The organism is Enterococcus rivorum (genome assembly GCF_001742285.1).
Lineage (GTDB): Bacteria > Bacillota > Bacilli > Lactobacillales > Enterococcaceae > Enterococcus_L > Enterococcus_L rivorum.
The window spans coordinates 1-25633 of sequence record NZ_MIEK01000013.1 but is presented as its reverse complement, the minus strand read 5'-3'; the positions used below and the strand labels follow the sequence as shown (position 1 = coordinate 25633).

The 25633-nt window shown below is 35.2% G+C and carries 24 protein-coding genes; 6 read left to right on the top strand and 18 right to left on the bottom strand.

What is annotated here, in order from left to right; all coding sequences use genetic code 11:
* Positions 1 to 110 precede the first annotated feature (110 nt).
* A complete protein-coding gene (yidC, locus tag BCR26_RS06285) occupies positions 111 to 1031 on the top strand; it encodes a membrane protein insertase YidC (protein WP_069698129.1) in 921 nt (306 codons plus the stop codon).
* 172 nt (positions 1032 to 1203) lie between these two features.
* Entirely contained in the window at positions 1204 to 2154 is a 951-nt protein-coding gene (locus BCR26_RS06280; RefSeq protein ID WP_069698128.1) for an AEC family transporter, read from the top strand.
* A gap of 83 nt (positions 2155 to 2237) precedes the next feature.
* Here BCR26_RS06280 and BCR26_RS06275 read toward each other — a convergent pair whose 3' ends face one another.
* Genes BCR26_RS06275 through BCR26_RS06260 form a run of 4 tightly spaced genes read right to left on the bottom strand, consistent with a single transcriptional unit; the run spans position 2238 to position 6079 of the window.
* Positions 2238 to 3050, bottom strand: coding sequence for a lantibiotic ABC transporter permease (locus tag BCR26_RS06275; protein ID WP_069698127.1), 813 nt, complete (start codon positions 3048 to 3050; stop codon positions 2238 to 2240).
* Between the two features lie 18 nt (positions 3051 to 3068).
* Positions 3069 to 3842, bottom strand: coding sequence for a DUF1295 domain-containing protein (locus BCR26_RS06270; RefSeq protein ID WP_069698126.1), 774 nt, complete (start codon positions 3840 to 3842; stop codon positions 3069 to 3071).
* Between the two features lie 5 nt (positions 3843 to 3847).
* Positions 3848 to 5671 carry a DegV family protein gene (locus tag BCR26_RS06265; protein WP_069698125.1) on the bottom strand — a complete coding sequence of 608 codons (1824 nt, stop codon included), beginning with the start codon at positions 5669 to 5671 and terminating at the stop codon, positions 3848 to 3850.
* Positions 5672 to 5674: 3 nt separating this feature from the next.
* Positions 5675 to 6079, bottom strand: coding sequence for a DUF2177 family protein (locus BCR26_RS06260; protein WP_069698124.1), 405 nt, complete (start codon positions 6077 to 6079; stop codon positions 5675 to 5677).
* A 296-nt stretch (positions 6080 to 6375) separates the two neighbouring features.
* On the opposite strand from BCR26_RS06260, the gene BCR26_RS06255 reads away from it, so the two are divergent.
* Both BCR26_RS06255 and BCR26_RS06250 read left to right on the top strand, forming a co-directional pair.
* Positions 6376 to 6684 (top strand): PadR family transcriptional regulator, encoded by a 309-nt coding sequence (locus BCR26_RS06255; protein ID WP_069698123.1) that lies wholly within the window; start codon positions 6376 to 6378, stop codon positions 6682 to 6684.
* Positions 6685 to 6697: 13 nt separating this feature from the next.
* Positions 6698 to 7288, top strand: a complete 591-nt coding sequence (locus BCR26_RS06250) for a DUF2812 domain-containing protein (protein WP_069698122.1) — start codon at positions 6698 to 6700, stop codon at positions 7286 to 7288.
* 110 nt (positions 7289 to 7398) lie between these two features.
* Here the strand turns inward: BCR26_RS06250 and BCR26_RS06245 are convergent, their stop codons facing one another.
* From BCR26_RS06245 to BCR26_RS06230, 4 genes are read right to left on the bottom strand one after another with little or no spacing between them, the layout of a single operon-like run.
* On the bottom strand, positions 7399 to 8043 hold the full coding sequence (locus BCR26_RS06245) for a TIGR01906 family membrane protein (protein WP_069698121.1): 645 nt from the start codon (positions 8041 to 8043) through the stop codon (positions 7399 to 7401).
* Positions 8040 to 8813: a TIGR01457 family HAD-type hydrolase gene (locus tag BCR26_RS06240; RefSeq protein WP_069698120.1), complete on the bottom strand. Its 774-nt coding sequence runs from the start codon at positions 8811 to 8813 to the stop codon at positions 8040 to 8042. The genes BCR26_RS06245 and BCR26_RS06240 overlap by 4 nt, the downstream gene beginning before the upstream one ends.
* Positions 8814 to 8819: 6 nt before the next feature.
* Positions 8820 to 9467 carry a YutD family protein gene (locus BCR26_RS06235; protein WP_069698119.1) on the bottom strand — a complete coding sequence of 216 codons (648 nt, stop codon included), beginning with the start codon at positions 9465 to 9467 and terminating at the stop codon, positions 8820 to 8822.
* 11 nt (positions 9468 to 9478) lie between these two features.
* The gene (locus BCR26_RS06230; RefSeq protein WP_069698165.1) at positions 9479 to 10879 is read right to left on the bottom strand and encodes a bifunctional metallophosphatase/5'-nucleotidase; all 1401 of its coding nucleotides are present in this window, start codon (positions 10877 to 10879) and stop codon (positions 9479 to 9481) included.
* 165 nt (positions 10880 to 11044) lie between these two features.
* Between BCR26_RS06230 and BCR26_RS06225 the strand changes: the two genes are divergently transcribed.
* Positions 11045 to 11503, top strand: a complete 459-nt coding sequence (locus BCR26_RS06225; protein ID WP_069698118.1) for a methylated-DNA--[protein]-cysteine S-methyltransferase — start codon at positions 11045 to 11047, stop codon at positions 11501 to 11503.
* Positions 11504 to 11615: 112 nt separating this feature from the next.
* Here BCR26_RS06225 and BCR26_RS06220 read toward each other — a convergent pair whose 3' ends face one another.
* The 4 genes from BCR26_RS06220 to BCR26_RS06205 all read right to left on the bottom strand — a co-directional run bounded on the left by BCR26_RS06220 (position 11616) and on the right by BCR26_RS06205 (position 16619).
* Positions 11616 to 12797 (bottom strand): AI-2E family transporter, encoded by a 1182-nt coding sequence (locus BCR26_RS06220; protein ID WP_069698117.1) that lies wholly within the window; start codon positions 12795 to 12797, stop codon positions 11616 to 11618.
* Positions 12798 to 12950: 153 nt separating this feature from the next.
* Entirely contained in the window at positions 12951 to 14633 is a 1683-nt protein-coding gene (locus tag BCR26_RS06215) for a ribonuclease J (RefSeq protein ID WP_069698164.1), read from the bottom strand.
* Between the two features lie 32 nt (positions 14634 to 14665).
* Positions 14666 to 15538 carry a 4-hydroxy-tetrahydrodipicolinate synthase gene (gene dapA / locus BCR26_RS06210; RefSeq protein WP_069698116.1) on the bottom strand — a complete coding sequence of 291 codons (873 nt, stop codon included), beginning with the start codon at positions 15536 to 15538 and terminating at the stop codon, positions 14666 to 14668.
* A gap of 25 nt (positions 15539 to 15563) precedes the next feature.
* Positions 15564 to 16619: an aspartate-semialdehyde dehydrogenase gene (locus BCR26_RS06205; RefSeq protein ID WP_069698115.1), complete on the bottom strand. Its 1056-nt coding sequence runs from the start codon at positions 16617 to 16619 to the stop codon at positions 15564 to 15566.
* Between the two features lie 299 nt (positions 16620 to 16918).
* Between BCR26_RS06205 and BCR26_RS06200 the strand changes: the two genes are divergently transcribed.
* Positions 16919 to 17377 (top strand): S-ribosylhomocysteine lyase, encoded by a 459-nt coding sequence (locus BCR26_RS06200; RefSeq protein ID WP_069698114.1) that lies wholly within the window; start codon positions 16919 to 16921, stop codon positions 17375 to 17377.
* 86 nt (positions 17378 to 17463) lie between these two features.
* Here BCR26_RS06200 and BCR26_RS18920 read toward each other — a convergent pair whose 3' ends face one another.
* The 6 genes from BCR26_RS18920 to acnA all read right to left on the bottom strand — a co-directional run bounded on the left by BCR26_RS18920 (position 17464) and on the right by acnA (position 25171).
* Positions 17464 to 18423 (bottom strand): peptidoglycan amidohydrolase family protein, encoded by a 960-nt coding sequence (locus tag BCR26_RS18920; protein ID WP_069698113.1) that lies wholly within the window; start codon positions 18421 to 18423, stop codon positions 17464 to 17466.
* A 208-nt stretch (positions 18424 to 18631) separates the two neighbouring features.
* Entirely contained in the window at positions 18632 to 19450 is an 819-nt protein-coding gene (locus BCR26_RS06190; protein WP_069698112.1) for a ZIP family metal transporter, read from the bottom strand.
* Positions 19451 to 19587: 137 nt separating this feature from the next.
* On the bottom strand, positions 19588 to 19872 hold the full coding sequence (locus BCR26_RS06185) for a YtxH domain-containing protein (RefSeq protein WP_069698111.1): 285 nt from the start codon (positions 19870 to 19872) through the stop codon (positions 19588 to 19590).
* Positions 19873 to 20001: 129 nt separating this feature from the next.
* Positions 20002 to 21276: an NADP-dependent isocitrate dehydrogenase gene (gene icd / locus BCR26_RS06180; protein ID WP_069698110.1), complete on the bottom strand. Its 1275-nt coding sequence runs from the start codon at positions 21274 to 21276 to the stop codon at positions 20002 to 20004.
* Entirely contained in the window at positions 21273 to 22418 is a 1146-nt protein-coding gene (locus BCR26_RS06175; protein WP_069698109.1) for a citrate synthase, read from the bottom strand. The genes icd and BCR26_RS06175 overlap by 4 nt, the downstream gene beginning before the upstream one ends.
* A gap of 32 nt (positions 22419 to 22450) precedes the next feature.
* Entirely contained in the window at positions 22451 to 25171 is a 2721-nt protein-coding gene (acnA, locus tag BCR26_RS06170; protein ID WP_379962665.1) for an aconitate hydratase AcnA, read from the bottom strand.
* Between the last annotated feature and the right edge of the window lie 462 nt (positions 25172 to 25633).

The following is a 25633-nucleotide window of genomic DNA, read 5'->3' as shown; positions in this document are numbered from 1 at the left end:
CATGTTATCTATGAATCTTAGGCTGGAATCTTTTGATTTATGATTGAAAAGTAAGACTTTTTCAAGTATAGTTAACATTGTGCAAATTTTTAATAAAAAGGACGAATTACATGAGAAAATTAAATAAGTGGCTATTAAGTTCTGGTCTATTTACGTTATTACTATTTTTATCTGGCTGTGTCAAAACTGGAAAAAATGGCCAACCAACCGGCGAAGGGTTTGTTTATAATTTCTTAGTCAAACCAACAGGTAATGCGATTACGTATCTGGTTGATAATTTCAATTGGAATTACGGATGGGCGATCATCTTTATTACGATTATTGTCCGACTAATCATTTTACCTTTAGGCTTACATCAGTCGAAAAAAAGTTTAATTCAAACTGAAAAAATGCAAGTGATTAAACCTCAATTAGATGCAGCTCAAGCGAAATTAAAAGCAGCAACATCTCAAGAGGAACAAATGCAAGCTCAAGCTGAATTACAACAAGTGTACAAAGACAACAATATGAGTATGATGGGCGGTATCGGGTGTTTACCACTCCTTATCCAAATGCCAGTTTTCTCTGCGCTATTTTTTGCAGCGAAATATACTCCTGGGATTTCTGAAGCAACGTTTTTAGGGATGAATCTAGGATCTCCAAGTATTATTCTGGTTATTTTAGCTGGAGTAGCCTATCTAGGACAAGGATATCTTTCAACGATTGGAATTCCTGAAGAACAAAAGAAAACAATGAAATCAATGTTGATTGTTTCCCCACTAATGATTGTTTTTATGTCCCTTAGTTCACCAGCAGGAGTTACTTTGTATTGGGTAGTCGGCGGTATTTTCTCTTGCATCCAAACACTTATCATGAATATCCTACTGAGACCTAGAATCAAAGTGCAAGTGGCTGAAGAATTTAAGAAAAACCCACCAAAACAAGTGGTTACACCTCGTAAAGATGTAACACCAAAAGCAGAAACAAAAATCAAGCAATCAACTCCTGTTTCTAAAAAGGGGCGCAATGCTGGAAAACAAAATAGAAAATAATTTTTTAGGATGACTAATCCATTTAAAACATACCTTCGGATTTTAACAATCTTGAAGGTATGTTTTTTCGTTGGTAACGTGCTCTCATCTAAACATTTACTAGTAAACTACTATTTTTAAAATCATAGTTTCTATTAGAATAATCAGATATCTCTCAGAATGGGGTGTATTTATGCTAGACGCTTATTTAAATATTTTTGTTATTTTCTTTTTAATGTTTATCGGCTATTGGCTAAGCTATAAACAATGGTTTAGCAATCAAATAGCGGATGTTTTCTCTAAACTAGTACTCAATCTCGCCTTACCTTTCAGTATGTTTTTAAATATGACTGAAAAATTTTCTAAATCTGAATTTTTAAATTTATTTCAAGGGATGTTGATTCCTATCTTATCAATGGGAATTACTTTTATATTCAGTCTTCTTTACAGCAAGTTTACTCATGTAAAAAAAGGTAGAAAAGGAACTTTCTCGACGATGTTCACTTGTTCAAATACTATTTTTATTGGATTACCTATCAATTTAGCTATTTTCGGTGAAATTTCTGTTCCTTATGTTCTACTTTATTACATTATAAACACGACTTTTTTTTGGACGATTGGCATTTATATGATTGCAAAAGACAGCTCAGTTTATGAAAGTGCTAAAGTTAGATTTCATCCAGTGACTGCGCTAAAAAAGATTATTTCTCCTGCAATTCTTGGTTTTGTGATTGGACTAATTTGGATGCTACTAGAAATCCCTCTTCCGTTATTTTTACGCTCTTTTTCTAGCTATCTTGGTCATTTAACAACCCCTCTCTCCATGTTTGTGATTGGTATTATCGTCTATCAAATCGGAATTAGGAATTTAAGATTAAATAAAGATATTGTCGGTGTTTTGTTAGGACGTTATTTGATTTCCCCACTAATTGTCTGGCTTTTAGGGCAAATAATTCAAATTCCAGAAATGATGCTTCACGTTTTCATTGTCCAATCGGCTATGCCTATTCAAAACTCTGTCCCTATTCTTGCTCGTAACTACCAAGCTGATGAAGAATTTGCAGCCTCCAGTCTAGGCTACAGTATTTTAGGGTACTTATTTTATATTCCGTTATTATTAGTTTTCATTAATGGACTTAACTAAACATGGAACAAAATAAAAAAAGAAGAATTTACATGATGTTTTGTCAACATTCTTATAAATTCTTCTTATTTTGTATGAATTGCTTATTTCACTTCGTGTATTTTCCTGTTTTTACGGTTTCTGATTCCCCCGTAAACACAAAGGGCTAACAGAACAATGAGGCAACCGATGACTGTTAAAATAATACTAGGATAGTTGTTATTCCAACCAGTAGAAGACAAATGCTTAATCAGAATGCCTAAATAAGCCCAAAAAACAGTTAAACCATAAGCGGTATCCCGATTTTTTACAATTGTCGCACCGGCAATTACTAGTCCAATAATTAGAATCGTGATTGTCCAAAAAACTTGATTACTTTGAAGAAATGAAATATTTTTACTCACCAATAAAGCTGTTATATTAGCAATTGTCGCAACGGTGATCCAACCAAAGTAAACACTAAAAGGTAAACGCAGAAAAACAGATTCTTTCAAATTAAATGTTTCCTTTACCAATTGATTATTAATCAAAATTAATGTAATCAGCAAGCAAAGCATAATTAAAACAGATAACTCTAATTGGAAATATTGCCATGCCACAAGCCAAACACCATTAAGTAATGAAGAGATGATAAAAAGAATCCGAATTTTTTTAGAAAAGTTTTCATCCTTCATTACAGAGTTTTTTACTGTTGGTTTCCATTGATAAAAAACAAAAAGTGCTAATAATAGATAAATAACTGACCAGACAGAAAACGTTAAACCAGCAGGTGCAAATAAATTGGCATATTTATCTGAGACAGCTTGGGTGGTTACTCCATTCAACGGAAGTAGTACCGCTGCCATATTCATTCCAACCATGAAAATGAATGTTAATGTCACGATTGCCTTTGCAAGTACAGAATTATTTTTATCCATGTCTATCCCCTCCATTTTTTAGAGTCCCTTTTTCCCAATAAATGGAACAAATTTGGGTGTTTTATTAGCATATTCAATAAAATCAGGTCGTTCTTTGTATTTTTTTTCAAGTAGAGGAACCCCCGATACAAATAGCAAAAGTAATGTAATCGTCAGTGGCCCAATAAATCCCCACAAATTACGGGTGGTATTTAAGGTTAGTAAATAGATTCCCCACCATCCTAACGCTTCGCCAAAATAATTGGGATGTCTAGTAAGTGACCAGAGTCCTTCCGTTAATAACTTTCCTTTATTATTTTTATTGCTTTTGAATTGCGTTAATTGATAGTCACCCATTACTTCAAAGAAAAAGCCAACTAACCAAACTAAAATACCTAAAAAATTCCAGAAATAGAATTTATTATTTTCACTTGTAGTGACAAGGATAATTGGAATAGAAACAATCATTAATAATGCTCCTTGTAAAACAAAGACATTTAAATAGGCCTTTAGTCTAGGAAAATGGTTTCCCCAACGCTTTCTCATTTGCACATAGCGATAGTCCTCGGGTTTCCCAATATTGCGCTTCGCTAGATGGAAGAATAAGCGTAATCCCCAAATAGTGACCAATAAAACTGTTATTGAAGCAACGGTTGTTTTTTGTGGCATAACCAAATAACCTAAAAATGCGACCAAAACAAAACCAATTCCCCACGCCAAGTCTACAATAGAGTTATTTTGGAGCGCTTGTGCCCATAAAAATAACGCGGTGAAATAAATGAATAGAACGATTGCAATTAAAGTGATTGTCATAACTATTACTCCCCTTCGTCAGAAATCAAGGCAACCGCTACACTACCTTTACCAGCACTCATAGCGATAACCGCTGATATGTCCATGATATAGGTTGGATCGACACCAATCGACTGTTTGATTAGCTCAGCAAATTTTTCAGCTCGATCCCTTGCTTCTCCATGAACGACTACGTATTTAGAAATACTCTCCTCTTGATGAATTTTGGCTATTTTCTTTATTATTTTCCGTTCATTTCCTGATAAACTAAAAGTAAAATCTTTTAACTTTCCATTCCCTGCCTCATCCAAGCTAACAATTGGTTTTATGCTTAATCTTTCAGCGATTCTCCCTAATGTTTGAGGAATTCTCCCTGAATTAATCATAGGTTCTAATGTATCCACACTGACAAAGATACTAATTTTTTTTCTTAGTGCTTTAACTTTGTCAACGAGCGCATCAAAATCAAGACCCGCTTCTATCCATTCATTTGCCTTCATGACTAGTAATCCTTCTGCAGCTGAATTTTGTTTAGAATCAATCACTTCAACCCTTACTTGTTTTCCATCGCGCTTTTTAGCAATTTCTTTTATAGATCGATACGTCCCACTTAGCCGATCTGCAACTGTAATAACTAGAATTTCTTTGTAGCGTGTTTCTAGAAATGAAAATAAATTTTCAACAGTTTTTATACTTGGTTGAGAAGAAGTTGGCTTATCCTGACTACTCTTGATTAATTCAAAAAACTGATTGCTTTTTAAAGTTATTTTGTCTATATAGCTAGTGGAATCAATCAGAAGTGTCATCGGAATGACATGGATTTGATTAGATAAAAGATATTCTTCTGGTAAATCGGCGATAGAATCTGTTACAAGTGCAATTGGATGTTTCTGTTTTTGATTCACCTCATACTGTAAAAGCATATCGTCTGCTTTTTGTTGTAAAGGGGTGCCAATTTTTCTTAAATAACTTAGTACATCTTCTGGTTGATTGGAATGGATATGAATTCTAGCCTTCCCTCTATTCACTGCAACGATAATTGAATCACCTAATTTTACTAATCCTTGTTGAATTTCCGCCTTAGACAAGGAGACCTCATCTAAGAGAACTTCTGTACAATAACGAAAAACTGGCTTTTCAGAATTTTGATGAATCTCGGTGGGAATAACTAACTCCATTTTTTCTGAAAGGCTTACATAGGTTGTTTTTTCGTTACTTATAAAAGCCTGAGTAAATCCTTCGATAAATAAATAGAAACCTTTTGCACCGGCATCTACCACCTTATTCTGCTGCAGGATTTTTAATTGACGTGTCGTATTTTCAACTGCTCGTTTTGCTTTATTTAACGCATTGGTCAAAATATTTTCCAACGTATTATCGTTTTCGTTTTCAGAGGTTAAACTCAACGCTTCTGACCAGATTCGAATGACCGTAATCATAGTACCTTCAACCGGATTTTCAATTGCTTGATATGCTTCTTTAGTAGCCGCTTTCGCACTTTTAATAAAATGCTGTACACTATTTGGTTCTTCAAATGTAAGCAAATGATTATAAATACCATTTAAATACTGAGCAAAAATAATTCCTGAATTTCCTCTAGCCCCCACCAGCGAGGCATCAGCTACTTTTTCAAAAATACTTTTTACAGAAGAAAAATCGGCTTCTGTTTCCTCTAGAATAGTTTGCATTAGAGAGGCCAAATTGCTACCAGTATCCCCATCAGGTACAGGGAAAACATTCATTTGATTTAATTGTTGCTTTTCATTAATTAATCGTTTAGCACCCTCTTGAATTGCAAACAATAATTCCTTAGCATCAAGCATTTGCGAAGTATCGACAGTTTCCATCATTTCTTATCTCCCATTTATCCATTGTGCTATAAAGTACGTAATTCCAGAAGTTGAAGCTGTTACAAAAGTTCCCCAAACTAAGTCCAAACTAGTTACAAGAATTGGCCAATCTTTAATTGTTGATAAATTGGTCAAATCGTAAGTTCCATAGCACAGCAAGCCTAAAAAACCACCTGCCATTATGGCATAAGATAGACTCTCTTTTTCAATTGCTGGGTTTACAACAAAAAATAAAATCCCTGCTAAATAAAGTAAATAAAAAATAACTGCTGGTGCTATTCTGGTTTCTCCTAATAAGCCACCTAACTGCTCTTGATACAATTTTCTAGCAATGAATAACAACCAAATAAAGTCTAAAGCTACAAATGTTATTGCAGCGATGAAATACAGCTTAATCCAATCAAACATACTCTTTTCCTTCTTTCTTTTTTTACATAACAGAAAAAAATTCTGAAACTATTAATCATTCAGATTCTGTCTATATGTTAAGATTAGCATTGTTAAATAATTTATGAAAATATTTAGCTTAATATAGTAAAAAAATGTTATTAAATCAATCATTTAACACTATAAAAGAAAGATTCCGGAAATATAATCGTTACTTTTCTCTTACAACTATTAATTGACATATACAGTCTTACTATATATAATCAAACTATACAGTATAACTGTTTATATAAATACAAGAAAAATAGGAGGAGACAATGAATATAAATAAGCTATTACCTTTAACTGAAACAACCTTCTATATTATGATCTCATTACTAGAACCATTACATGGGTATGCCATTATGCAAAAAGTAGAGGAATTAAGCAACGGAAGAGTTCGTATTGCTGCTGGAACTATGTATGGTGCAACTGAAAACTTATTAAAACAGAAACTGATTAGAGAAGTACCTAGCAATGATAAACGTCGTCGAGTCTATGTATTAACAGATGCAGGAAAAAAAGTTTTAGCGCTGGAAGTTAAAAGATTAAAACAATTAGTCGTGATTGCTGATGAATTATTATAGGAGGCTAGATAAAATGAAAAAGTTTAGAGTATTTGTTGATATGGAGAAAGAAGAGAATTATTTAAAAGAAATGTCAGAAAAAGGTTGGCGTTTAGCTAAGTACAATAGCTGGAATATTTATACATTTGAAAAATCCACACCGACAAGCTCCAATTATAAAATTGACTATCAAACATTTAGAAACAAAACTAGTTACGTTGATTACTTGACTTTGTTTGAAGATAGCGGCTGGTCTCATATAAGTGGGAGTCAAAACAGTGGCTTTCATTTCTTTTTACCAAAAAACAACCAAAACTTAAATATATTTTCAGATATTAAATCAAGTAACGAGCGATATAAGCGTTTGTATCAACAAGCTACCTTTTATAGTGTCTTATTTATTATCAATTTATTTATTCTTAAACTAAATTTTAGCGATATTCCTTCGTGGTATTTGGCATCACCTGCTTGGGAACAATCTGGGCTACAAATTATTGGTCAAGTTCTTGTCAAAACATTCTTCGTAGTACTTCGGGTAGCTCCTCCGTTATTTTTACTACTCTGCTCTCTTTACTACATAAAGATAGGAACTAGAGCGAAAAAAATTTTAAAGAATGATATCTAAAGAAACGCACAAAATACATTATTAAAATGCTGATTTTGTGCGTTTTTATGCTCTTATTTTTTTAGTTCTAAGCGATAAACTATCTTTTCTAAAGCGAATTTTTCGACGACTTATATTTTTTTTAGCGAACGTTTTCCAATAATAATCCCAATAAAAAACAACAATTCTAGGACGATAAAAAATAAAATAAAAGAATGCATGAAAAATTCTTCTGGCAAAACATTGATAATTGGATCTGTCAAAGGATCAAAAAGCCAATCATCGTTATTGAAAAAAACACCATGAAAGGCAATAAAAAATTGGTCAAACCAAAGAACCATTACTCCAGCAAATAGCGCTGGAATTGCCATCCCCCATTGAAAAGGTCTAATTAATCGCCAAATTCTATCTCTTTTACTTAATTGACGAATAAACAAAATACTAGGTACAATGGTTACAATTAAAACACCATAGCAGAGTAAAAACAATCTTTTTACTTCATAAAAATGAAAGGCTCCACTTTCCGACACAGGAAAATCAGATAATTTCAACGTATGCACAAAAGGATTGTTAAGATAGTTCATCAATTGGTCAAAATTTTTCAATAAGACAGTTTTGCTCATATCCATACCGTTCAAAATATTTAAGCTGTCGATATCAAAAACATACAATAGTCTAAAATTAATGGTTATCGTGATACTTAATGTCAGAATGGTTAAAATCAAGCAAAAAATACCGCCTCGCTCAAGCCAACGCCAGTCTATTTTCTTTCTCATTCAAATACCCACTCATCTAAAGAATCTAAAACGTAAGTTGGTTGAACTGGTAAATCCGCTACGGCAGTCTTAGGTGTAAAGCCAGATAGTACTAACAAACTATCAATTCCGTTTTGAACTCCTGATTGAATATCTGTCTCATAATTATCTCCAACCATTAGCACATCTTTTTTAGCTAAGTTCATTATTTTAATCGCTTCATCCATAATAATTGCATTAGGCTTGCCGATAAATATTGGTTTTACTTGCGTGGCCGTTTCTACCAAAGAAATGAGAGACCCTGCACCTGGTAAGAGACCTGCTTCTGTAGGAATATTTTTATCAGGATTGGTCCCAATAAATGTTCCACCTTTTTGGATTGCAAGAACTGCTTTGGAGATTTTTTCATAGGTAATATGAGTATCTAAGCCAACAACGACATAATCCGGTGTCTCTTCATCCCAGATAAAACCAGCAGACAAAATTAAATCTACTAATCCTGATTCTCCAATCACATAGACTTTTTTCCCTTTACCAGATTCTTTCATGTAATCAATCGTTGCTAGACTCGCTGTATAAATCGTTTCTTTTGAAACATGAATGTCGAACTCTTTTGCTAAACGATTGGCAACAGCTTCTGGTGTTTTTGTAGTATTGTTTGTAACAAATAAGAAAGGTAGCTTTCTTTGTTGTAGCTGTTCGATAAATCTTTTCCCTGCTGGAATGATCTCTTCTCCTAAATATATCGTTCCATCTAAATCAATCAAATATCCTTGATACTCTCTGCTCACTGGCTCTTACTCCTCACGTTTTCGAATCGTAAAAGATCGACCATTCGTTTCTTTATTTTCTTGTTTTTTGCCAACCGGTTGTTTCTTAGTTTCTTGGCGATTTTTAATTACTGGTTTCGCCTTATTTTTGGCTCCTTTAGGAACAGTAACTTGTTTTTCTTCTATATGAGCTTGTTGTTGTCCATTCCCTTTTCTAGGACGTTTTTTTCTATTTTGTGTTTTTTCTTTTTTGCTGCCTAGACGTTCAATTACAAAATAAGCACAACCAAAATTACAAAATTCATAAAGGTAATCTTCTAAGGTATCAATCCGTTGCTCCGGTGCCGCTTTGCGATTACTTTCACTGAAAAAGCCTCTTAATCTAAGCTGATCATAACCACAATCGCCTACAATATAGTCATAACGAGAAAGAACATCACTATAGCGTTCCCCTAATCGTTCTGCATCGAACGCTTCACGATGGTCTTTAACAATTCGGTATTTTTTGTCCCCTATAGTAATCTGATTTTCGTCAAGAATCGTGACAATTTCACCTTTTTTCTTTTCTTTAATCGGTTCTTCTTTTATTTCTTCAAGGACAGCCGTGATTTCATCTGTTAATGTGGCTTCTTGTTTTTCTGATTTTTTATTTGATTTTGTTTCTTTTTCTGTCATTTCTTCACCGCCTATTTCTTTATTATACCTTGTTTTGAAATGATTGGATAGTATCGTTTCAGATAAGCTCCTACAACTGTACGAATAAATTCAGGAAAAATAAATTCAACTTTCCCAGCCAACTCAATTGTGGGAAAAAATGGAACAAACATAAAATGATCGACTGTAGTAAATGTATAATTGGCTGTTTCATCAACTAAGTTACCTAGCCAATAGACCTTTTGGTTTTTCTTATCATACGATAATCCATTATATCGAAGTTCGCCAAAAACTTTTCCTCTAAAGCCCATTCCGACAATTGGAAACTTTCTCAAAAAATGCCTATTTTTCTCCATTTCTCGTACTAAACGAATTAAATCAGTGCCACTTAATGTTACATTAATCAAATGCATAGGATGAGGCAACGCCTGATGCAACAGATCTTCATTAACATCTCCAGCAGGAATATCTACCATAAACAATCCATTATTTAAAATTGCTACTTCTGTTTTTCCACGTTCTTTTAGAGCTTCCAACGCAACTTCAATAAAGGGATGTTCCTGTTTCAAATCTCTACTTAACATCCAAGGAATTTCAGCGATCCTTTTTTCGGTTAACAAATGATGGCCTTGATCTAAAAAGTTCGCTATCTCTTCTTGATCTTCTGTTTCTCCTGATAATTCAGCTGTTGGAATGGTTCTAGCAAAACTATCAATAATCTGTCCTTGATTAATGGTTAAATGAACCTCACCGATATACATTCCGAACTTTCCAGCTGCTGCAAGTTGCATTTGATTAACTTTTTCTCCATCAGGAAATAAATGATGGGTATGAGAACCAAGTAAAACATCGATTTCAGGATAAGTATTAGCAATTCTTAAATCTTCATCAATGCCAAGATGACTCATTAAAATCAAGATATCGCATTTTTCTTTCACTTCATTAATGAGTTTTGGTAATACTTGATCCGTTGTATGAATTTTCCAACCATTAGGACTATAGGTTAATGGAAAGGGTGCAGTCAAAGCAAGGAGTCCAATCTTATGCTCTTTTGTCTCTATCATTTTATGCGGTTGCACCCAAGAAGGGGCTCTTCCCGTCTCTTTATCAAATAAATTGCCAAGGATAATATCAAAATTTGCTTTAGTATATAGTTGATTCAATTGCTCTTTGGAGTTTCCAACGCCTTCATTGTTACCAATCGTTACAGCATCGTAATTCAAGGTATTCATTAATTCAATATTTCCTTGCCCATCCGTTGCTTCAGTCAACGGATGCCAGCGATCAACAAAATCGCCTAAATCAAGGGTAATTACTGATTTATTTTCAGCTAAGTAATCTGCTCTTTTTTCTAGTATATATCGACGAATTTTAGGCCAATTTTCTAAATGAGAGTGTAAATCATTGGTGTGGAAAATCACCACTTCTTCCATTTTTACCATTTCCTTTCATCTTCTGTCATAAATAATCCGTCTCGTTTTATGCTATACTGAATAAAAAAATATGACTTTCTTACTCTACAAATTATAGTACCATATTTCTATACAGAGTATAATAAAGAATGACTGAAAATATCAACGGATTGGGGTTCTGAAATAATGAAAATCAACACTGCCATTGGCCCTCTTTGGCTAGATGCAAATGACTTGGGCTTGACCAAAGTTTCTTTTCAATCAATTGAGAATGCTAAAACAAATATATTTACTGAACAAGCAGCGCAAGAATTACATGAATACTTTGCTGGAACAAGACAAAATTTTACCGTTCCTTTTATTTTTGAGAAAGGAACCCCTTTTCAACAAAAAGTTTGGAAGGCTCTCTATACGATTCCTTTTGGAGAAACTCGTAGCTATTTAGACATTGCGATTGCTGTCAACTCACCAAAAGCGGTTCGAGCAATTGGTCAAGCCAACAGTCGTAATCCTCTACCAATCATTGTTCCTTGTCATCGCGTCATTGGAAAAAACGGAAAGTTAGTTGGTTACTTAGGGCGTTCTGAGCTAGATGGTTTATCCATAAAAAAACAGTTACTTGCTTTAGAAAACTTTATTAGTTAATCCTGAATATTTCATATAAAATAAATCGGCTGAACTAAGCGTAAACTTACTTCAGCCGATTAAAATTTGTGCGGATCATGGTTAGCTTCTATGCTTAAATTACTAAGCCAATCTACTCGTCTAAATATTCTTCTTTGGAAAATTCGGTGTCTTCATACTCTCCATTTTCTCCATAAAACTGATTGTAACGTTGCTTAAACTTACGGAATAGATAAGTTACTAGAACTTTAAAAATAGCATAAATTGGAATTCCGAAAATGAAGCCAAACATTCCTAATAAATCACCCATTACTAGCAATACGATAATAATCGTTAGTGGATGAACGACTAACTTTTTCCCCATAATTTGAGGTTGAATCAAATGCCCATTTAAACTTTGAACAATCATCCAAACAATGCACATCTTAATAAACATACCAAATGAAACCATAATAGCAACAATTGCAGCCGGAATAAAAGCAATCACCGGACCCACATATGGAACCACGGCTGTAATCCCAACAATAATCGCTAATGTTCCTGCGTAAGGTACTTGAATCAAGAAAAAACCAATAAATGTTAAAATACCAATTGCAATAGAAACAATAATCTGTCCTTTTAAATAAGCTCCAACTTGATTATTCATCGTTTCTCCAATTTCCTTGGCATCTTTCCGAAAACTAGGTGGAATTATTTTTAATAGAAAACTGAAAAATTTTTGATCATCTTTTAATAGAAAGAATGTAATAATCGGTGCAGTCAAAACAATCAAAGCAAAACCAGTAATTGTTGAGAAAACTGTAGACGCTCCTTCTATCGCCTTACTATAGTAATTTCCTAAACTACTGGAGATATTATCAAACCATCTTTGCACACTATCAAGCGCATTAGTTAATGGTTTTTCTAAAAAGGAACTGTGGAATAATTTAGTAATCATTTGATTCAAATCGTCCATGTATTTCGGGAAATTTTTTACGAGACTATCTCCTTGTTTCTGTAAAATCGGAACGACTAAAAGAATCCCTGTAACGATTAAAGCAATAATTAGAATGAAAATACCAATGACACTGTAAATTCGTTTAATCTTGCGTTTTTCTAAAAAGTTTACTATTGGATTAAAAAGATAATAGAGAATCAATGCTAAAATCATCGGTCCAATCGTTGTTTTAAAAACGACTTGAATCGGCTTAAAAATAAAACTTATTTGATGAAAAACGAAAATCACACATCCAAGGAGCAATAAAGAAAACAAAGTAAATAGTAAGTTTTTCCCTCCAAGAAATTGAATCCATTTTGTTTCTTTCTTTTTTTCCATGCCATCATCCCCTTTCTCTTCATTGTAACGAAGAAGCGTCAAAAGGTAAATTAATAACTAATCCACTCAACTAACCATTCAGACGTTCATTTATTCTCCATCATTATCAAAAAAACTGTAACCTCGACAAGCGAAAATTACAGTTCATTTTTATTAACTTTTAGACCATTTACGTTGTGTTGCTTCCATAATTACAGGAAGGATCACTGGTCTACGTTTTGTTTGTTCAAAAAGATAACGACTCAAGTTATCGCGAATTTCTTGTTTTAACTTGCTCCACTCAAAATCAGAACTAGCTAAATGTTTTTCGACAATTTCCGTTACCATACTGCCGCTTTCCTTCATAAGGTCTTTGCTTGTTTTTACATAAACAAAACCTCTAGAAGTAATTTTAGCTGGAGATACAATTTTTTTCTCACGGCGATTGATTGTGACAACCACTACAAAAATACCATCTTCTGAAAGAATTCTTCGATCTCGGAGAACAATGTTGCCGATATCTCCAACACCCAATCCATCAATCATAATATTATCTGCTGTTGTACTTCCAGCAACTGTCATTTTTTTGTTTTTATACTCTAAAATATCGCCACGGCCTGTAATGAAGATTTGTTTATAAGGAATCCCTAATTCGTGGGCTAAATCAGCATGAGCAGCTAACTGGCGATACTCTCCTTGAACAGGAATAAAGTACTTTGGTTTCATTAAGTTCAACATTAATTGAAGATCTGTTGGACCGGCATGACCTGAAACACGAAGGTTATCAGAAATTTGCTTCACAATTCCACCTGCTCGATATACGATATCTTCTGTTTTTGCTACCATCGTTTCCATAGCAGTTGTTGGTGTTGTTGTGATATAAACTAAATCACCTTCTTGGATTCTTACAGTTCCATGAGTACTGTTAGCCATTTTTTGCAAGGATTTGATTGGTTCGCCCATTCTTCCTGTTTCCAGAATAACTAATTCTTCTGGTGCATATTTTTTCATTTCTTTTGCATTAATTAACAAGTCTTCGCTTGGTAATTGTAATTTTTCTAAACGCATGGCTGTTCTAATGATACGTTCTAAATCTTGCCCTGTTAAAACAACTTTTCTATTTGACTTGTAAGCTGCATCCAATACTTGCTGCACTCGTAACAAGTTACTGGCAACACAAGCAACAATGATTCGGCCTTCCCAGTATTTAATGGTATCAAATACTTCTTCAGCAATTTGAAGTTCAGAAACAACCTGTGTTGGGTTTTCAGCATTAGAAGAGTCACTTAACAACGCTAAAACACCTTCACTGCCAATCTCCGCTAAGCGTCCAAAATCCGTTTGATACATCGGGATCGCACTTTGATCAAATTTGAAATCTCCTGTGTATACGATGTTGCCTTCTTTTGTTTTCAGATTAATTCCAATTGAATCTGGAATCGTATGAGTTGTTCTGAAGAAACTAATTGTTGCTTTGCCAAAGTCAATCTCAGTCCGAGCATCAATGATATGAAAGTCATTGAATTTTTTTGAATCAGCATGGTTTTCTACGTTTAATTTTGCTAGCTCGATTGTTAATTCTGTACCAAATACTGGTACATGAACTTTCGATAAAAGATAAGGTAATGCGCCTATTGCATCGGCATGACCATGTGTCAGAAAAATTCCTGCTACACGATCAATATTTTCTTCCAAATACGTAAAATCTGGAATCACTACATCAATCCCTAAAAGTTCATTCTCTGGATACTTTAATCCACAATCCAGTACAAAAATTTCATCTTCCACTTCTGCAATGTACATGTTTTTTCCATTTTCGCGGACACCACCTAAGGGAACGATTTTTATTGTACTCAACATTTTCACCTCTCTATATTCTCACACTAGCATTAGAAATCTAGTGTGCTTAAAATTTTCGCTTTTTCTTCATTTGTACATGATACAAGAGGTAGTCGTAATTCGCCAACAGAAACACCTAAATGATTTAAAGCTGCTTTTACTGGCGCAGGTGAAGGAACAGAAAATAGTGCGTTCATTTTCGGCAACAATTTGCGTTGGATAGCCGCAGCTTTTACCAGTTCTTGACCTTCTAGTGCGTGATACATCTCATGCATTTCTGTACCAAGCACATGACTTGCAACAGAAATAATCCCTTGGCCACCTAAAGCTTTTGTTGCAAAAGCTAATGAATCTTCTCCAGTATAAACTAAAAAGTCATTTGGTGCATGTTCTATCAATTCTGTCAGCGCATCTAATCCTGAACATTCCTTAATTGCAACAATGTTATCAAGTTCAGCTAAACGTAAAGTTGTCTCCACCTCAAGGTTAGCTACTGTTCTACCAGGAACATTGTATAAAATAATTGGCAAATCACTAGCTTCGGCGATTGCTTTAAAATGTTGGTATAAACCTTCTTGATTCGGTTTGTTATAATAAGGGACTACAGCTAAACCAGCATCAATCCCACGAATTGCAGAAATTTCTTGAACAAATTCTACCGAGTCTCTTGTATCATTAGTACCAACACCACAAATAATTGGCACTCGACCATCAACTAAGCGAATCACTTCATTAAACAAATCAATCTCTTCGTCATGAGTAAGTGTCGGTGACTCCCCAGTTGTCCCTGCAAGGATAATTCCTTCAGTATGATTAGCTAATAAATGTTCCACTAATTGTGGCAAACGTTCAAAATCGATTGCTCCCTTTTCATCAAAAGGGGTAACCATCGCTGTAATTATCGTTGCATTTTTCAAATCCATACTTAATTTTCCCCCGTTCATTTTTTTAGATCCGAACTAAATCCATTTCATGAAGTGTTTCTGCAATTTGTACAGAATTCCACGCAGCACCTTTTAGCAAGTTATCTGAAACGACCCACATATGGTAGCCTTTATCAATATCAATATCTCTGCGAATTCGTCCTACAAATGTCTCTTTGCTTCCAATGCTAGTCAATGCTTGTGGATAAATTTGTTGACTTGGATCATCTTCCAATGTAACCCCAGGTGCTTCTGCTACCAACTGCTTAATTTTTTCAACGGAAGATCCATCTTTTTCCACTTCAATATAAACAGATTCAGAGTGACCTGATAAAACAGGAATTCTAACACAAGTTGCTACTACTTTAATTGCATCATCTTCCATGATTTTTTTCGTTTCATTGATCATTTTCCACTCTTCACTAGTATAATCATCATCTGAAAATACATCAATTTGTGGCAATGCATTAAAAGCGATTGGATAGTGTTTTTTATCGCCACCGCAAGGTAAAATATTTGCTTCTAATTGTTCTGCATGTGTGCCTTCAATATGTGCTAAAGCTTGTGATTTCAACTCTTCTAAAGCATTGATTCCAGCTCCACTTACCGCCTGATAGGTAGACACAATAATTCTGTCTAAGCCATAGACTTTACGAATTGGCTCTAAAGCCACCATCATTTGAATCGTTGAACAATTAGGATTGGCAATAATCCCTTGATGATTTTTTAATGCCTGTTTATTGACTTCTGGAACAACTAAAGGAACATTAGGGTCCATTCTAAAATGACTCGTATTATCTACCACTACCGCGCCACGTTTCACCGCTTCAGGAGCAAATTGCTTTGAAATCCCTCCGCCAGCACTAAACAAAGCTATATCAATACCTTCAAAAGATTCTGGTAATAATTCTTCTACAATTAACTTAGTCCCTTTGAATGTCAGTTCCTTACCGGCTGAACGCTTTGATGCCAATAAAGTTACTTTCTTTAATGGTAACGTTGTATTTTCCAACATTTCAATCATTTTTGTTCCTACTGCACCTGTTGCACCTACCACTGCAACATTATATCCATTTTCCATACTTAACATCCCCTCTTAAAATACTGAAGAAACCTACTTTTTTTATTTTACCATAATCTACATCGTTTTGATATCAATACTTCACAGTATTCGCATGTTCTGTTAGCACTTATCTATAAAAAAGGCTTACTTGTTTTTTTCCAAAAGCTTAAACGCTATCTATTGACTTTTAAGGATCTTTTGCTATAGTTAAAAGCGAATTTACTGAATAAATATGACAGAGAAGTTTTACTAATTTTGCAAGTCTTATTTTTTAGAAATGATAGTACTCAAAACATAAAGAAAAAGGAGTAATTAAGATGGCTAGAGTAGAAAGTTTTGAATTAGATCACAATACAGTAAAGGCTCCTTATGTTCGTTTAGCAGGAACTGAAAAACAAGGGGATGTATTAATTGAGAAGTATGATCTACGTTTCTTACAACCCAACGAGGATGAATTGCCAACAGCAGCGGTTCACACATTAGAACATTTATTGGCTGTAAATTTAAGAGATCATTTAGAAGGAATTATTGATATTTCTCCAATGGGCTGTCGTACTGGTTTTTATATGATTATGTGGAACCAACATTCAGCAAAAGAAATTCGTGATGCTTTAGTGACTGTCTTGCAATTTATTGTAGCAACAGATTTCGTTCCGGCGGTCTCCGCAAAAGAATGTGGCAATTATAAAGACCATTCACTATTTTCTGCCCAAGAATATGCAAAAATCGTTTTAGAAAAAGGCATTAGCTTAGATCCTTTTGAACGGATTCTCTAAATGAATGAAAAATACTGTGGAGGATAGTAATTATCCCCACAGTATTTTTTATTTTTAATAATATTTTGACTATCCCAACGCTACATTTAATATTTAAATGATTTTACTGCAAAAGCATTAGCCCCTGTTTTTCGAACTTCTGCTTCAATTTCATTTTTTACGATAGGTGTATCATGGTTGTTAAATCCTTCCCCTTTTACTCGAACATCCCAAGTACCATAAGAATTTTTTTCACCATATGTTTGACCATCCAACAAAATATCTTTTAAAAAATTTCGCATGTGCAAATCAAAAGGATTGTTTTCTGTAAAAGCAGAAGCTGACATATTACGCGCTTCAATACAAGAACTACTTTTATCTCCATCTATAACAGCTATATTTTGCTGCATATATCCAGGATAGTATGTTCTTAACTCCTGCTGTAATCGAGCCAGTGAATTATTTAAACGAGCACCTTGTCCACTTTTAATCACTAATTTATACCGACCGTCACTCTGCTTATCAGCTTTGACTTGTTCTCTTAATAACGTCCAAGAATATTTCGTTTGAATCCAAGCCACCATATGTTTTGCTTGGTCAAATGAAATATTGTCAATCGCAATGCCGTTTTTCTCTGTTTCAGTTGTTGTAGTTCCACCTTTTAATCGATAAAAATTACTTGGTGGTCCACCCATCCAACCATTTTCTGTAGATGTTTCTGAAATTCCATTTGACCCGTAGTTACAATGAATAATTCTGCTGTTACTTACGAATACTCCTGTATGTCCATTTCCACCTAAACTGGTTCCTTTGCCTCCTGAGATAAAAATATCACCTCTACTTGCTTGCGAACGTGAGATTGGTTGCAATAGTGATCCATCTAACGCATAAAGAGTTTCTGTGTTTCCTATTGCAGTCCCAACTGGTAAAAAACCAGCTTCAATTAACGCATTATACACAGCTGAACTACAGTCATAACTATAAGGACCATAGCGATTCGTCATGCTATATGTTACCTTTCCTTCTCTTGCTCGAAACCAGTTTATTACTGATTCAGTATTTGCCATAATATTCTCTCCTAACACTATTTATTTTGTAAGATCTTACAATGTTAGTATAAAGAATAATTATTTGTTGGAACTATCACTATTCTCCCAAATATAAAAAACAGTTGAAGTTCCCAAGGATTACCGCTTCCTATTTATTTCTGCTTAGTTCTATTCTGGAAGAAGCTAGGAAAGCTTATAAAAAGTCTTTCCTAGCTTTTTTAACATCCTATCCCAAGGCTACGTCCAAAATCATCATCATAATAAAGCCAAGCATGACCCCGAAAACAGCAAAATGTCTTTTACTAGTTAGGGTTTGCTGCGCTTCTGGGATTAATTCTTCTACGACGACATAAATCATGGCACCTGCTGCGAAGGCAAGCGCATATGGCAACAGCACTGTTATTTTCATAACGAGAACGGCTCCAATCACGCCAGCAATAGGCTCAACAATTCCTGAAGCTTGCCCATATAAAAAAGCTTTCCAACGACTCAAGCCTTCTTGTCGCAAAGGGATAGACACTGCTGCTCCTTCTGGAAAATTTTGAATCCCAATTCCAATCGCAACAGAAATAGCTGCTAAAATAGCCTTCGTTGGATCATCTGCTGACGCCGCTGCCCCAAAAGCCACCCCCACCGCTAAACCTTCTGGAATATTATGCAAGGTAATGGAAAATACTAATAAAATAGTTCTTTTTAAATGACTAGGCAACCCTTCCCTTTCATGATTGGGTCCGAAGTGCATGTGAGGCAATGTTTTATCCGCAATATAAAGGAAAACGCCTCCTAAACCAAACCCAAAGCTGACAGTCAACCAAGCGATATCGCCATTCTCTTCTGCCTGTTCAATAGCTGGAGCCAACAATGACCAAAAGCTTGCCGCTATCATAACCCCAGAAGCAAAACCCAACATTAGATTTAAAACTTCTTTTTTTATATTTTTAAAGAAAAAAACTAAGCCTGCACCTAAGGCTGTCATGAAATACGTGAATCCCGTTCCAAGTAATGCTTGCTGCCAAGCTTCTAACGTCAACAACCAACTGACCATATATCCCCCAACTCCTTTTTCCTTCTCTATCCACTTAACTCTAGCATATAATCGTTTTCCAAGCTATTTAAAATAACAAAATATTTCTAAAAAACCACCCGTCTCAATTTGCACGGATGGTCTATTGGATTTAAATTTTATTTACTATCATGTTTGTGAAATTTATCTTTGATATCTTCGAAACCCTCTTTGATTTTTTCGCCTAATTTTTCGGCACCTTCTTTGATATCTTCACCAGCATCATGTGCTTTTTCTTTCGCTTCTCCGAAAACATTATGAGCTTTGTTTTCCGCTTCTTTACCTTTTTCATCGACCTTACCGGTTACTTCTTTCGCCTTGACATCTACTTTTTCAGTCACTTCTTTTGCTGTACCTTCAACTTTCTCTTTTGCATCGTTTAAGTGCTCGTTCAAATCTGTCATGCTAAAACGCCTCCCGTTAATTTATTTATTGCACCTTTAGCATAGCACCATTTCCAACTTGCTACAAAAGATATACTTGATAAAAACAACAAAGATTTTTTCAAAAGAAAGCGTTAAGAAAAAGGACGGCTAGCTATTGATTAATCGAACTAATTCTTCTCCGAAAGCTGAACAGCTTAGTAGTGTTGCTTCGTCCATTTGCTCCGCAAAATCCTTTGTTACTGTTTTGTTTCTGATGGCTTGCTCAATGCTCTTAGTAATCAACTCTGCGACTTCGTTCCAACCTAAATAATCAAATAGTAAGACTCCCGACAACAATAACGATGATGGGTTTAATTGATTTAAGCCTGCAAATTCTGGTGCAGTTCCATGGGTTGCTTCAAAAATGGCATGTCCAGTTTGCAAGTTAAGATTCGCTCCTGGCGCAATCCCAATACCACCTACTTGTGCAGCCAATGCATCAGAAATGTAATCACCATTCAGGTTTAACGTTGCAATTACGTCGTACTTTTCTGGATGAAGTAAAATTTCTTGTAAGAAAATGTCTGCAATCTTATCTTTAATGATTAATTTCCCGTTTTTCTCTGATTCATGTAATTGCTTGTCTGCTTCATCTTTACCGAATTCTTTTTGAATCCGTTGATATTGTGCCCATGTGTAGACTTGTTCAGAAAATTCTCGTTCTGCTAAAGCGTAGCCCCAATTTTTAAAACCACCTTCAGTAAACTTCATAATATTTCCTTTATGAACTAAAGTCACCGATTTTCTTTGATTTTTTAAAGCATGCTTGATGGCATCACGAACTAAACGTTCGGTTCCTTCTTGGGATACTGGTTTGATTCCAATCGCGGAAGTTTCTGGAAAACGAATTTTATTGACACCGAACTCTTCTTTCAAATAGTTGATAATTTTTTTTGCATCGAGGCTTCCAGCTGAAAATTCAATCCCTGCATAAATGTCTTCCGTATTTTCACGAAAAATCATCATATCTGTTTTTTCAGGATGTTTCAATGGCGACGGAACCCCTTGAAAATAACGAACTGGTCGATAGCATATATATAAATCAAGCTCTTGTCTTAATGTCACATTTAAAGAACGGAAGCCCCCACCGATTGGCGTTGTTAAAGGCCCTTTAATTGCTAGTAAATGACTTTTAATGACTTCAAGCGTCTCATCAGGTAACCAACTTCCAGTTGCGTTAAAAGCTTTTTCCCCAGCCAACAACTCTTTCCAGACGATACCTCGTTTTTCTCCATATGCTTTCTTGATAGCCGCTTCAAAAACTTGTTTCGATGCTTGCCAAATTTCCGGACCAATGCCATCTCCTTCTATAAAAGGAATAATCGGGAAATCAGGCACCTTTAGTTCACCATTTTCAAAATAGACTTTTTCTCCTACCTTCATGCTTCGATTCCTCCAAAACTAACCTGATTAGTTATCTTTTTATATTTTAAATCTTTCGGTCCTGTGTAGTAAGACCGAGGACGAATTAAACAATCCTCTTGTTTTTGCTCATAGACATGCCCTAACCAGCCTGAAATTCGACTCATTGCAAAAAGCATTGTAAACAAGTCACTATCAATATCTAAGCAATGATAAACCGTGGCTGAATAGAAATCGACATTGGGAATTAGACCTTTTTTTTCTTTTAAATACTGTTCAACTTCACAAGATAAGAAGAACCATTGCTCTTTATTTGAAATAGTCGTTAACTCTTTAGCGAGTTTCTTTAAATGTTTCTTTCTTGGGTCTTCTGTTTTATAGACTCGATGACCAAACCCCATGACTTTTTCTTTGCGATCTAATTTTTGATTCAAATATTCTTCAACACTTAAATCACCTGAATCGATTTCACGCAACATTTCAAAAACTCGTTCATTTGCTCCCCCATGAAGTGGTCCTTTTAAAGAACCAATGGCCCCTGTGATACATGAATAGACATCAGATAATGTTGAGGCACAAACTCTTGCTGTAAAAGTACTTGCATTTAAGTCGTGATCTGCGTGTAAAACTAAAGCTTTATTCATAGCATCTACTTTTATCACTTCAGGTTCTTCTCCTGTTAGCATATATAGAAAATTTTCTGCCATAGAAACATCAGTCTTCGGTTGAATCGGATCTAGTCCTTTTCTCAAGCGAGCATAGGCCGCGATAATCGTTGGAATTTTTGCCTGCAAAGAGATACTTTGTTGGTATGTTGCTGTATTCGTCGTTTCTTCAGCATCTGGATCAAACACACCTAAAAGCGAAATCGTTGAACGCAATACACTCATTGGATGAAGATTTTGTCGTGTTTGAATCTTTAAGCACGTAACGATTGTATCCGATATAGGCATTTGAGCATATAATTCTTTTTTAAAACAACTTAATTCTTCATTGCTAGGCATTCTTAAATACCACAATAAATAAATGACTTCTTCAAAGGAAACATTTTCTTTGATTAATTCGTCAATATTATATCCCGCAAACAGCAATTGGTTCTCTACAATTGCACTGATTTTCGTTTCAGAAACAATAACGCCATCCAATCCTTTATGAATCTTCATCCTAGTTCCTCCTATATCTATTATTTCCCGAGTTATTTTTCTGTCTTCATTTTTAATTTTTTGCGAATGACCATTGGCAAAATTCCACCATTTTTGTAGTAGGTAATGTCCACAGCAGAATCAAAGCGTGCCGTCGTGGTAAATGAAATCTTCTCTCCGTTTGGTTTCGTCGCGGTTACTTTTACATCAGCTAAAATGCCAGTTGTTTCATCAATTTCAATGTCAAATCGTTCTTCTCCTGTTAAGCCTAAACGATCTGCATCTTCGCCATTTTGAAATTGTAATGGTAAAACACCCATCATCACTAAGTTAGAACGATGAATTCGCTCATAACTTTTTGCAATCACAGCTTCTACACCAAGCAATTGCACTCCTTTAGCCGCCCAATCTCTAGAAGAGCCCATGCCATAATCTTCTCCTGCTAAAATAATCGTTTTAGTCCCTTGCTTTTGATAATTCATAGCTGCATCGTAAATTGACATGGTTTCTTGCGTTGGCATAAATTTAGTATAGCCACCTTCCGTTCCAGGGACTAATTGATTTCGAATCCGAATATTCGCTAAAGTACCTCTCATCATTACTTCATGGTGGCCACGTCTGGCTCCATATGAATTAAATTCATTCACAGGTACTCCATGATTAAGCAAATAGCTTCCTGCTGGGCTATTCTTCTGAATATTTCCTGCTGGTGAAATATGATCTGTTGTCACAGAATCGCCAAATTTTGCTAGAACAGCTAATTTTTGTAACGATTCTCTTGGTGTTACATTTTCTGTCATCCCTTCAAAATAAGGAGGATTAGCGATATAAGTTGATGAAAGATCCCAGTTATATAGAGGGTCAGAAGTTGTTTCAATCGCGTTCCATTCTTGATTGTCTGAAAAAACACGCGCGTATTCTTCGCGATACAATTCTGGTGTGACGCATTCAGAAATAAGCGCTTCGATTTCATTTCTGGTTGGCCATAAATCGCTAAAATAAACTGCTTCTCCTTTTTCACTAAAACCAATTGGCTCCTTTAAAACATCTAAATTGACTGTTCCAGCCAACGCATAAAGTACTACTAGTGGTGGTGAGGCTAGATAGTTTGCTTTAACTAATGGATGGATGCGACCTTCAAAATTTCGGTTTCCACTTAAGACTCCCGCAGTTAATAAGTCGTGCTCTTTAATCGCTTGTTCTACTTCTGGCCTTAATTTACCTGAATTTCCGATACAAGTTGTACAGCCATAGCCCACTAGATGAAAACCCAATTGTTCTAAATAAGGTAGTAAACCAGCTTTTTCTAAATAGGCTGTTACTACTTTTGATCCTGGTGCTAACGATGTTTTGACATATTTCGGTACTTTTAATCCTAGCATTGCGGCTTTTTTCGCCACTAAACCAGCACTAAGCATCACAAAGGGGTTCGATGTGTTCGTACAAGAAGTTATCGCAGCAATCGTTACTGCACCTGTTTTCATCTCATAATTCTCTTCATCAATAGTAAGGGAAACTGATTTTTCTAAATCTTGCTTTGGAAGCCCATAGCCTTGGTTCCCTTCAGGTGCAACTAAAGTTTCTTCAAATATGGATTGCATTTTTGATAGTGGAATTAAATCTTGAGGTCTTTTTGGTCCTGATAAGTTCGCTTCAATTTGACTTAAATCAATTTCTACTATTTTAGAATACGAAGGCTCTTGTGTTAACTGTGAATCATAAAAAAGTTGATTTTTTTTCAGATACATTTCTGTAACAGCAATATCTTGACTGTTTCTACCAGTTAAACGAAGGTAATCAATTGTTTCATCGTCTACAGGGAAAAAGCCACAAGTTGCGCCATATTCGGGCGCCATATTGGCAACTGTTGCACGATCAGCCAAACTTAAACTTGCTAGCCCTGAACCAAAAAACTCTACAAATTTGCCAACTACTTTTTCTTGCCTTAATGTTTGGGTTACTTTTAAAGCTAAATCTGTTGCCGTAGCCCCACTTGAAAGTTCGTTAATCAAACGAACACCAACTACTTCTGGAATTGGAAAATAAGAAGGTTCTCCTAACATACTGGCTTCTGCCTCAATTCCTCCGACTCCCCAGCCAAGAACTCCTAAAGCATTGACCATCGTCGTATGAGAATCCGTACCCACTAAACTATCTGGATAAAGAAGGACATTTTCCTCATCTATTTTCTTTTGTGTTACTACGGTTGCTAAATATTCAACATTCACTTGATGAACGATTCCTGTTGCTGGCGGAACCACTCGGTAGTTGTCAAAAACTTTTTGTGCCCAACTTAAAAACTGATAACGCTCCTGATTTCTCTGAAACTCCATCTTCATGTTTAATTGTAGCGCTTGCTTCACTCCTGCAACATCGACTTGAACCGAATGGTCGACGACTAAATCAACTGGCACTTCTGGATTAATCTGAGTTGGATCACCACCCAAATCTGCTAACGTTTTTCTTAGGGAAGCTAAATCTACAATCGCAGGAACACCTGTAAAATCCTGTAAAATGACTCTGGCAGGTTTAAAAGGCACTTCTCCTGTTACTTTTTTTAAAGGGGACCATTTTGCTAACTGTTTAATATGTTCTTGCGTTATGCCGTTCTCATTCACCTGTCTCAATAACGATTCCAACAAGACCCTTATGCTATATGGAAGTTTATATATAAACGGAGCATCTGCCGTTTCTAAAGAATCTAACGGATAATAATGGTACCTTTGTTGATTCATTTCAAAAAAAGTATCTTTCAATTGATTTGTTTTCGTCACAATCATCCCTCCAAATTATAAATGCATCTAGCAGACAGCGAATAGGCTAGTTTTGCAATGCTGATTTTAGCTATTATACCTACATAATAAAAAAATGTAAATACTTACAAAAGGACTTGAAGTAAACAAAATTAACATAGTTACGTAACATATATGTAAGATTCAACCTTCCTTTCAAAACTCTTTTGAAGTATCATTTATGTCCTAATTGCAAGAACAAAATGAGCTTTTTATATAAATAAACACACCTTTTTTTCATTTTTTTTGCAACTTAAAACTCATTTTAAATCAATTACATAGCGAAGAGAATTGTTCTTATTTTTCGATCTAAACTATCTTTGTCATGTTATCCAAAATTTTTTATAAATCAGCACCACCCGTGAGAACGGGTGGTTTGCTCTGCGGGTGGAACCCGCTCTTACCGGCCTTGGTCTAAAGACCTACTGAATCAGTCCGCCTTCC

Bases quoted from the DNA above. Each gene is read 5' to 3' on its own strand.
- BCR26_RS06230 (WP_069698165.1), bottom strand. From the start codon at position 10,879: ATGGAAGAAGTGGTGATTTTCCACACCAATGATTTACACTCTCATTTA.
- BCR26_RS06200 (WP_069698114.1), top strand. From the start codon at position 16,919: ATGGCTAGAGTAGAAAGTTTTGAATTAGATCACAATACAGTAAAGGCT.
- BCR26_RS06255 (WP_069698123.1), top strand. From the start codon at position 6,376: ATGAATATAAATAAGCTATTACCTTTAACTGAAACAACCTTCTATATT.
- BCR26_RS06175 (WP_069698109.1), bottom strand. From the start codon at position 22,418: ATGAAGATTCATAAAGGATTGGATGGCGTTATTGTTTCTGAAACGAAA.
- BCR26_RS06250 (WP_069698122.1), top strand. From the start codon at position 6,698: ATGAAAAAGTTTAGAGTATTTGTTGATATGGAGAAAGAAGAGAATTAT.
- BCR26_RS18920 (WP_069698113.1), bottom strand. From the start codon at position 18,423: ATGGCAAATACTGAATCAGTAATAAACTGGTTTCGAGCAAGAGAAGGA.
- BCR26_RS06245 (WP_069698121.1), bottom strand. From the start codon at position 8,043: ATGAGAAAGAAAATAGACTGGCGTTGGCTTGAGCGAGGCGGTATTTTT.
- BCR26_RS06225 (WP_069698118.1), top strand. From the start codon at position 11,045: ATGAAAATCAACACTGCCATTGGCCCTCTTTGGCTAGATGCAAATGAC.
- BCR26_RS06190 (WP_069698112.1), bottom strand. From the start codon at position 19,450: ATGGTCAGTTGGTTGTTGACGTTAGAAGCTTGGCAGCAAGCATTACTT.
- BCR26_RS06205 (WP_069698115.1), bottom strand. From the start codon at position 16,619: ATGGAAAATGGATATAATGTTGCAGTGGTAGGTGCAACAGGTGCAGTA.
- BCR26_RS06235 (WP_069698119.1), bottom strand. From the start codon at position 9,467: ATGACAGAAAAAGAAACAAAATCAAATAAAAAATCAGAAAAACAAGAA.
- dapA (WP_069698116.1), bottom strand. From the start codon at position 15,538: ATGGATTTGAAAAATGCAACGATAATTACAGCGATGGTTACCCCTTTT.
- BCR26_RS06185 (WP_069698111.1), bottom strand. From the start codon at position 19,872: ATGACAGATTTGAACGAGCACTTAAACGATGCAAAAGAGAAAGTTGAA.
- BCR26_RS06265 (WP_069698125.1), bottom strand. From the start codon at position 5,671: ATGATGGAAACTGTCGATACTTCGCAAATGCTTGATGCTAAGGAATTA.
- BCR26_RS06260 (WP_069698124.1), bottom strand. From the start codon at position 6,079: ATGTTTGATTGGATTAAGCTGTATTTCATCGCTGCAATAACATTTGTA.
- BCR26_RS06280 (WP_069698128.1), top strand. From the start codon at position 1,204: ATGCTAGACGCTTATTTAAATATTTTTGTTATTTTCTTTTTAATGTTT.
- BCR26_RS06270 (WP_069698126.1), bottom strand. From the start codon at position 3,842: ATGACAATCACTTTAATTGCAATCGTTCTATTCATTTATTTCACCGCG.
- yidC (WP_069698129.1), top strand. From the start codon at position 111: ATGAGAAAATTAAATAAGTGGCTATTAAGTTCTGGTCTATTTACGTTA.
- BCR26_RS06220 (WP_069698117.1), bottom strand. From the start codon at position 12,797: ATGGAAAAAAAGAAAGAAACAAAATGGATTCAATTTCTTGGAGGGAAA.
- BCR26_RS06275 (WP_069698127.1), bottom strand. From the start codon at position 3,050: ATGGATAAAAATAATTCTGTACTTGCAAAGGCAATCGTGACATTAACA.
- icd (WP_069698110.1), bottom strand. From the start codon at position 21,276: ATGAAGGTAGGAGAAAAAGTCTATTTTGAAAATGGTGAACTAAAGGTG.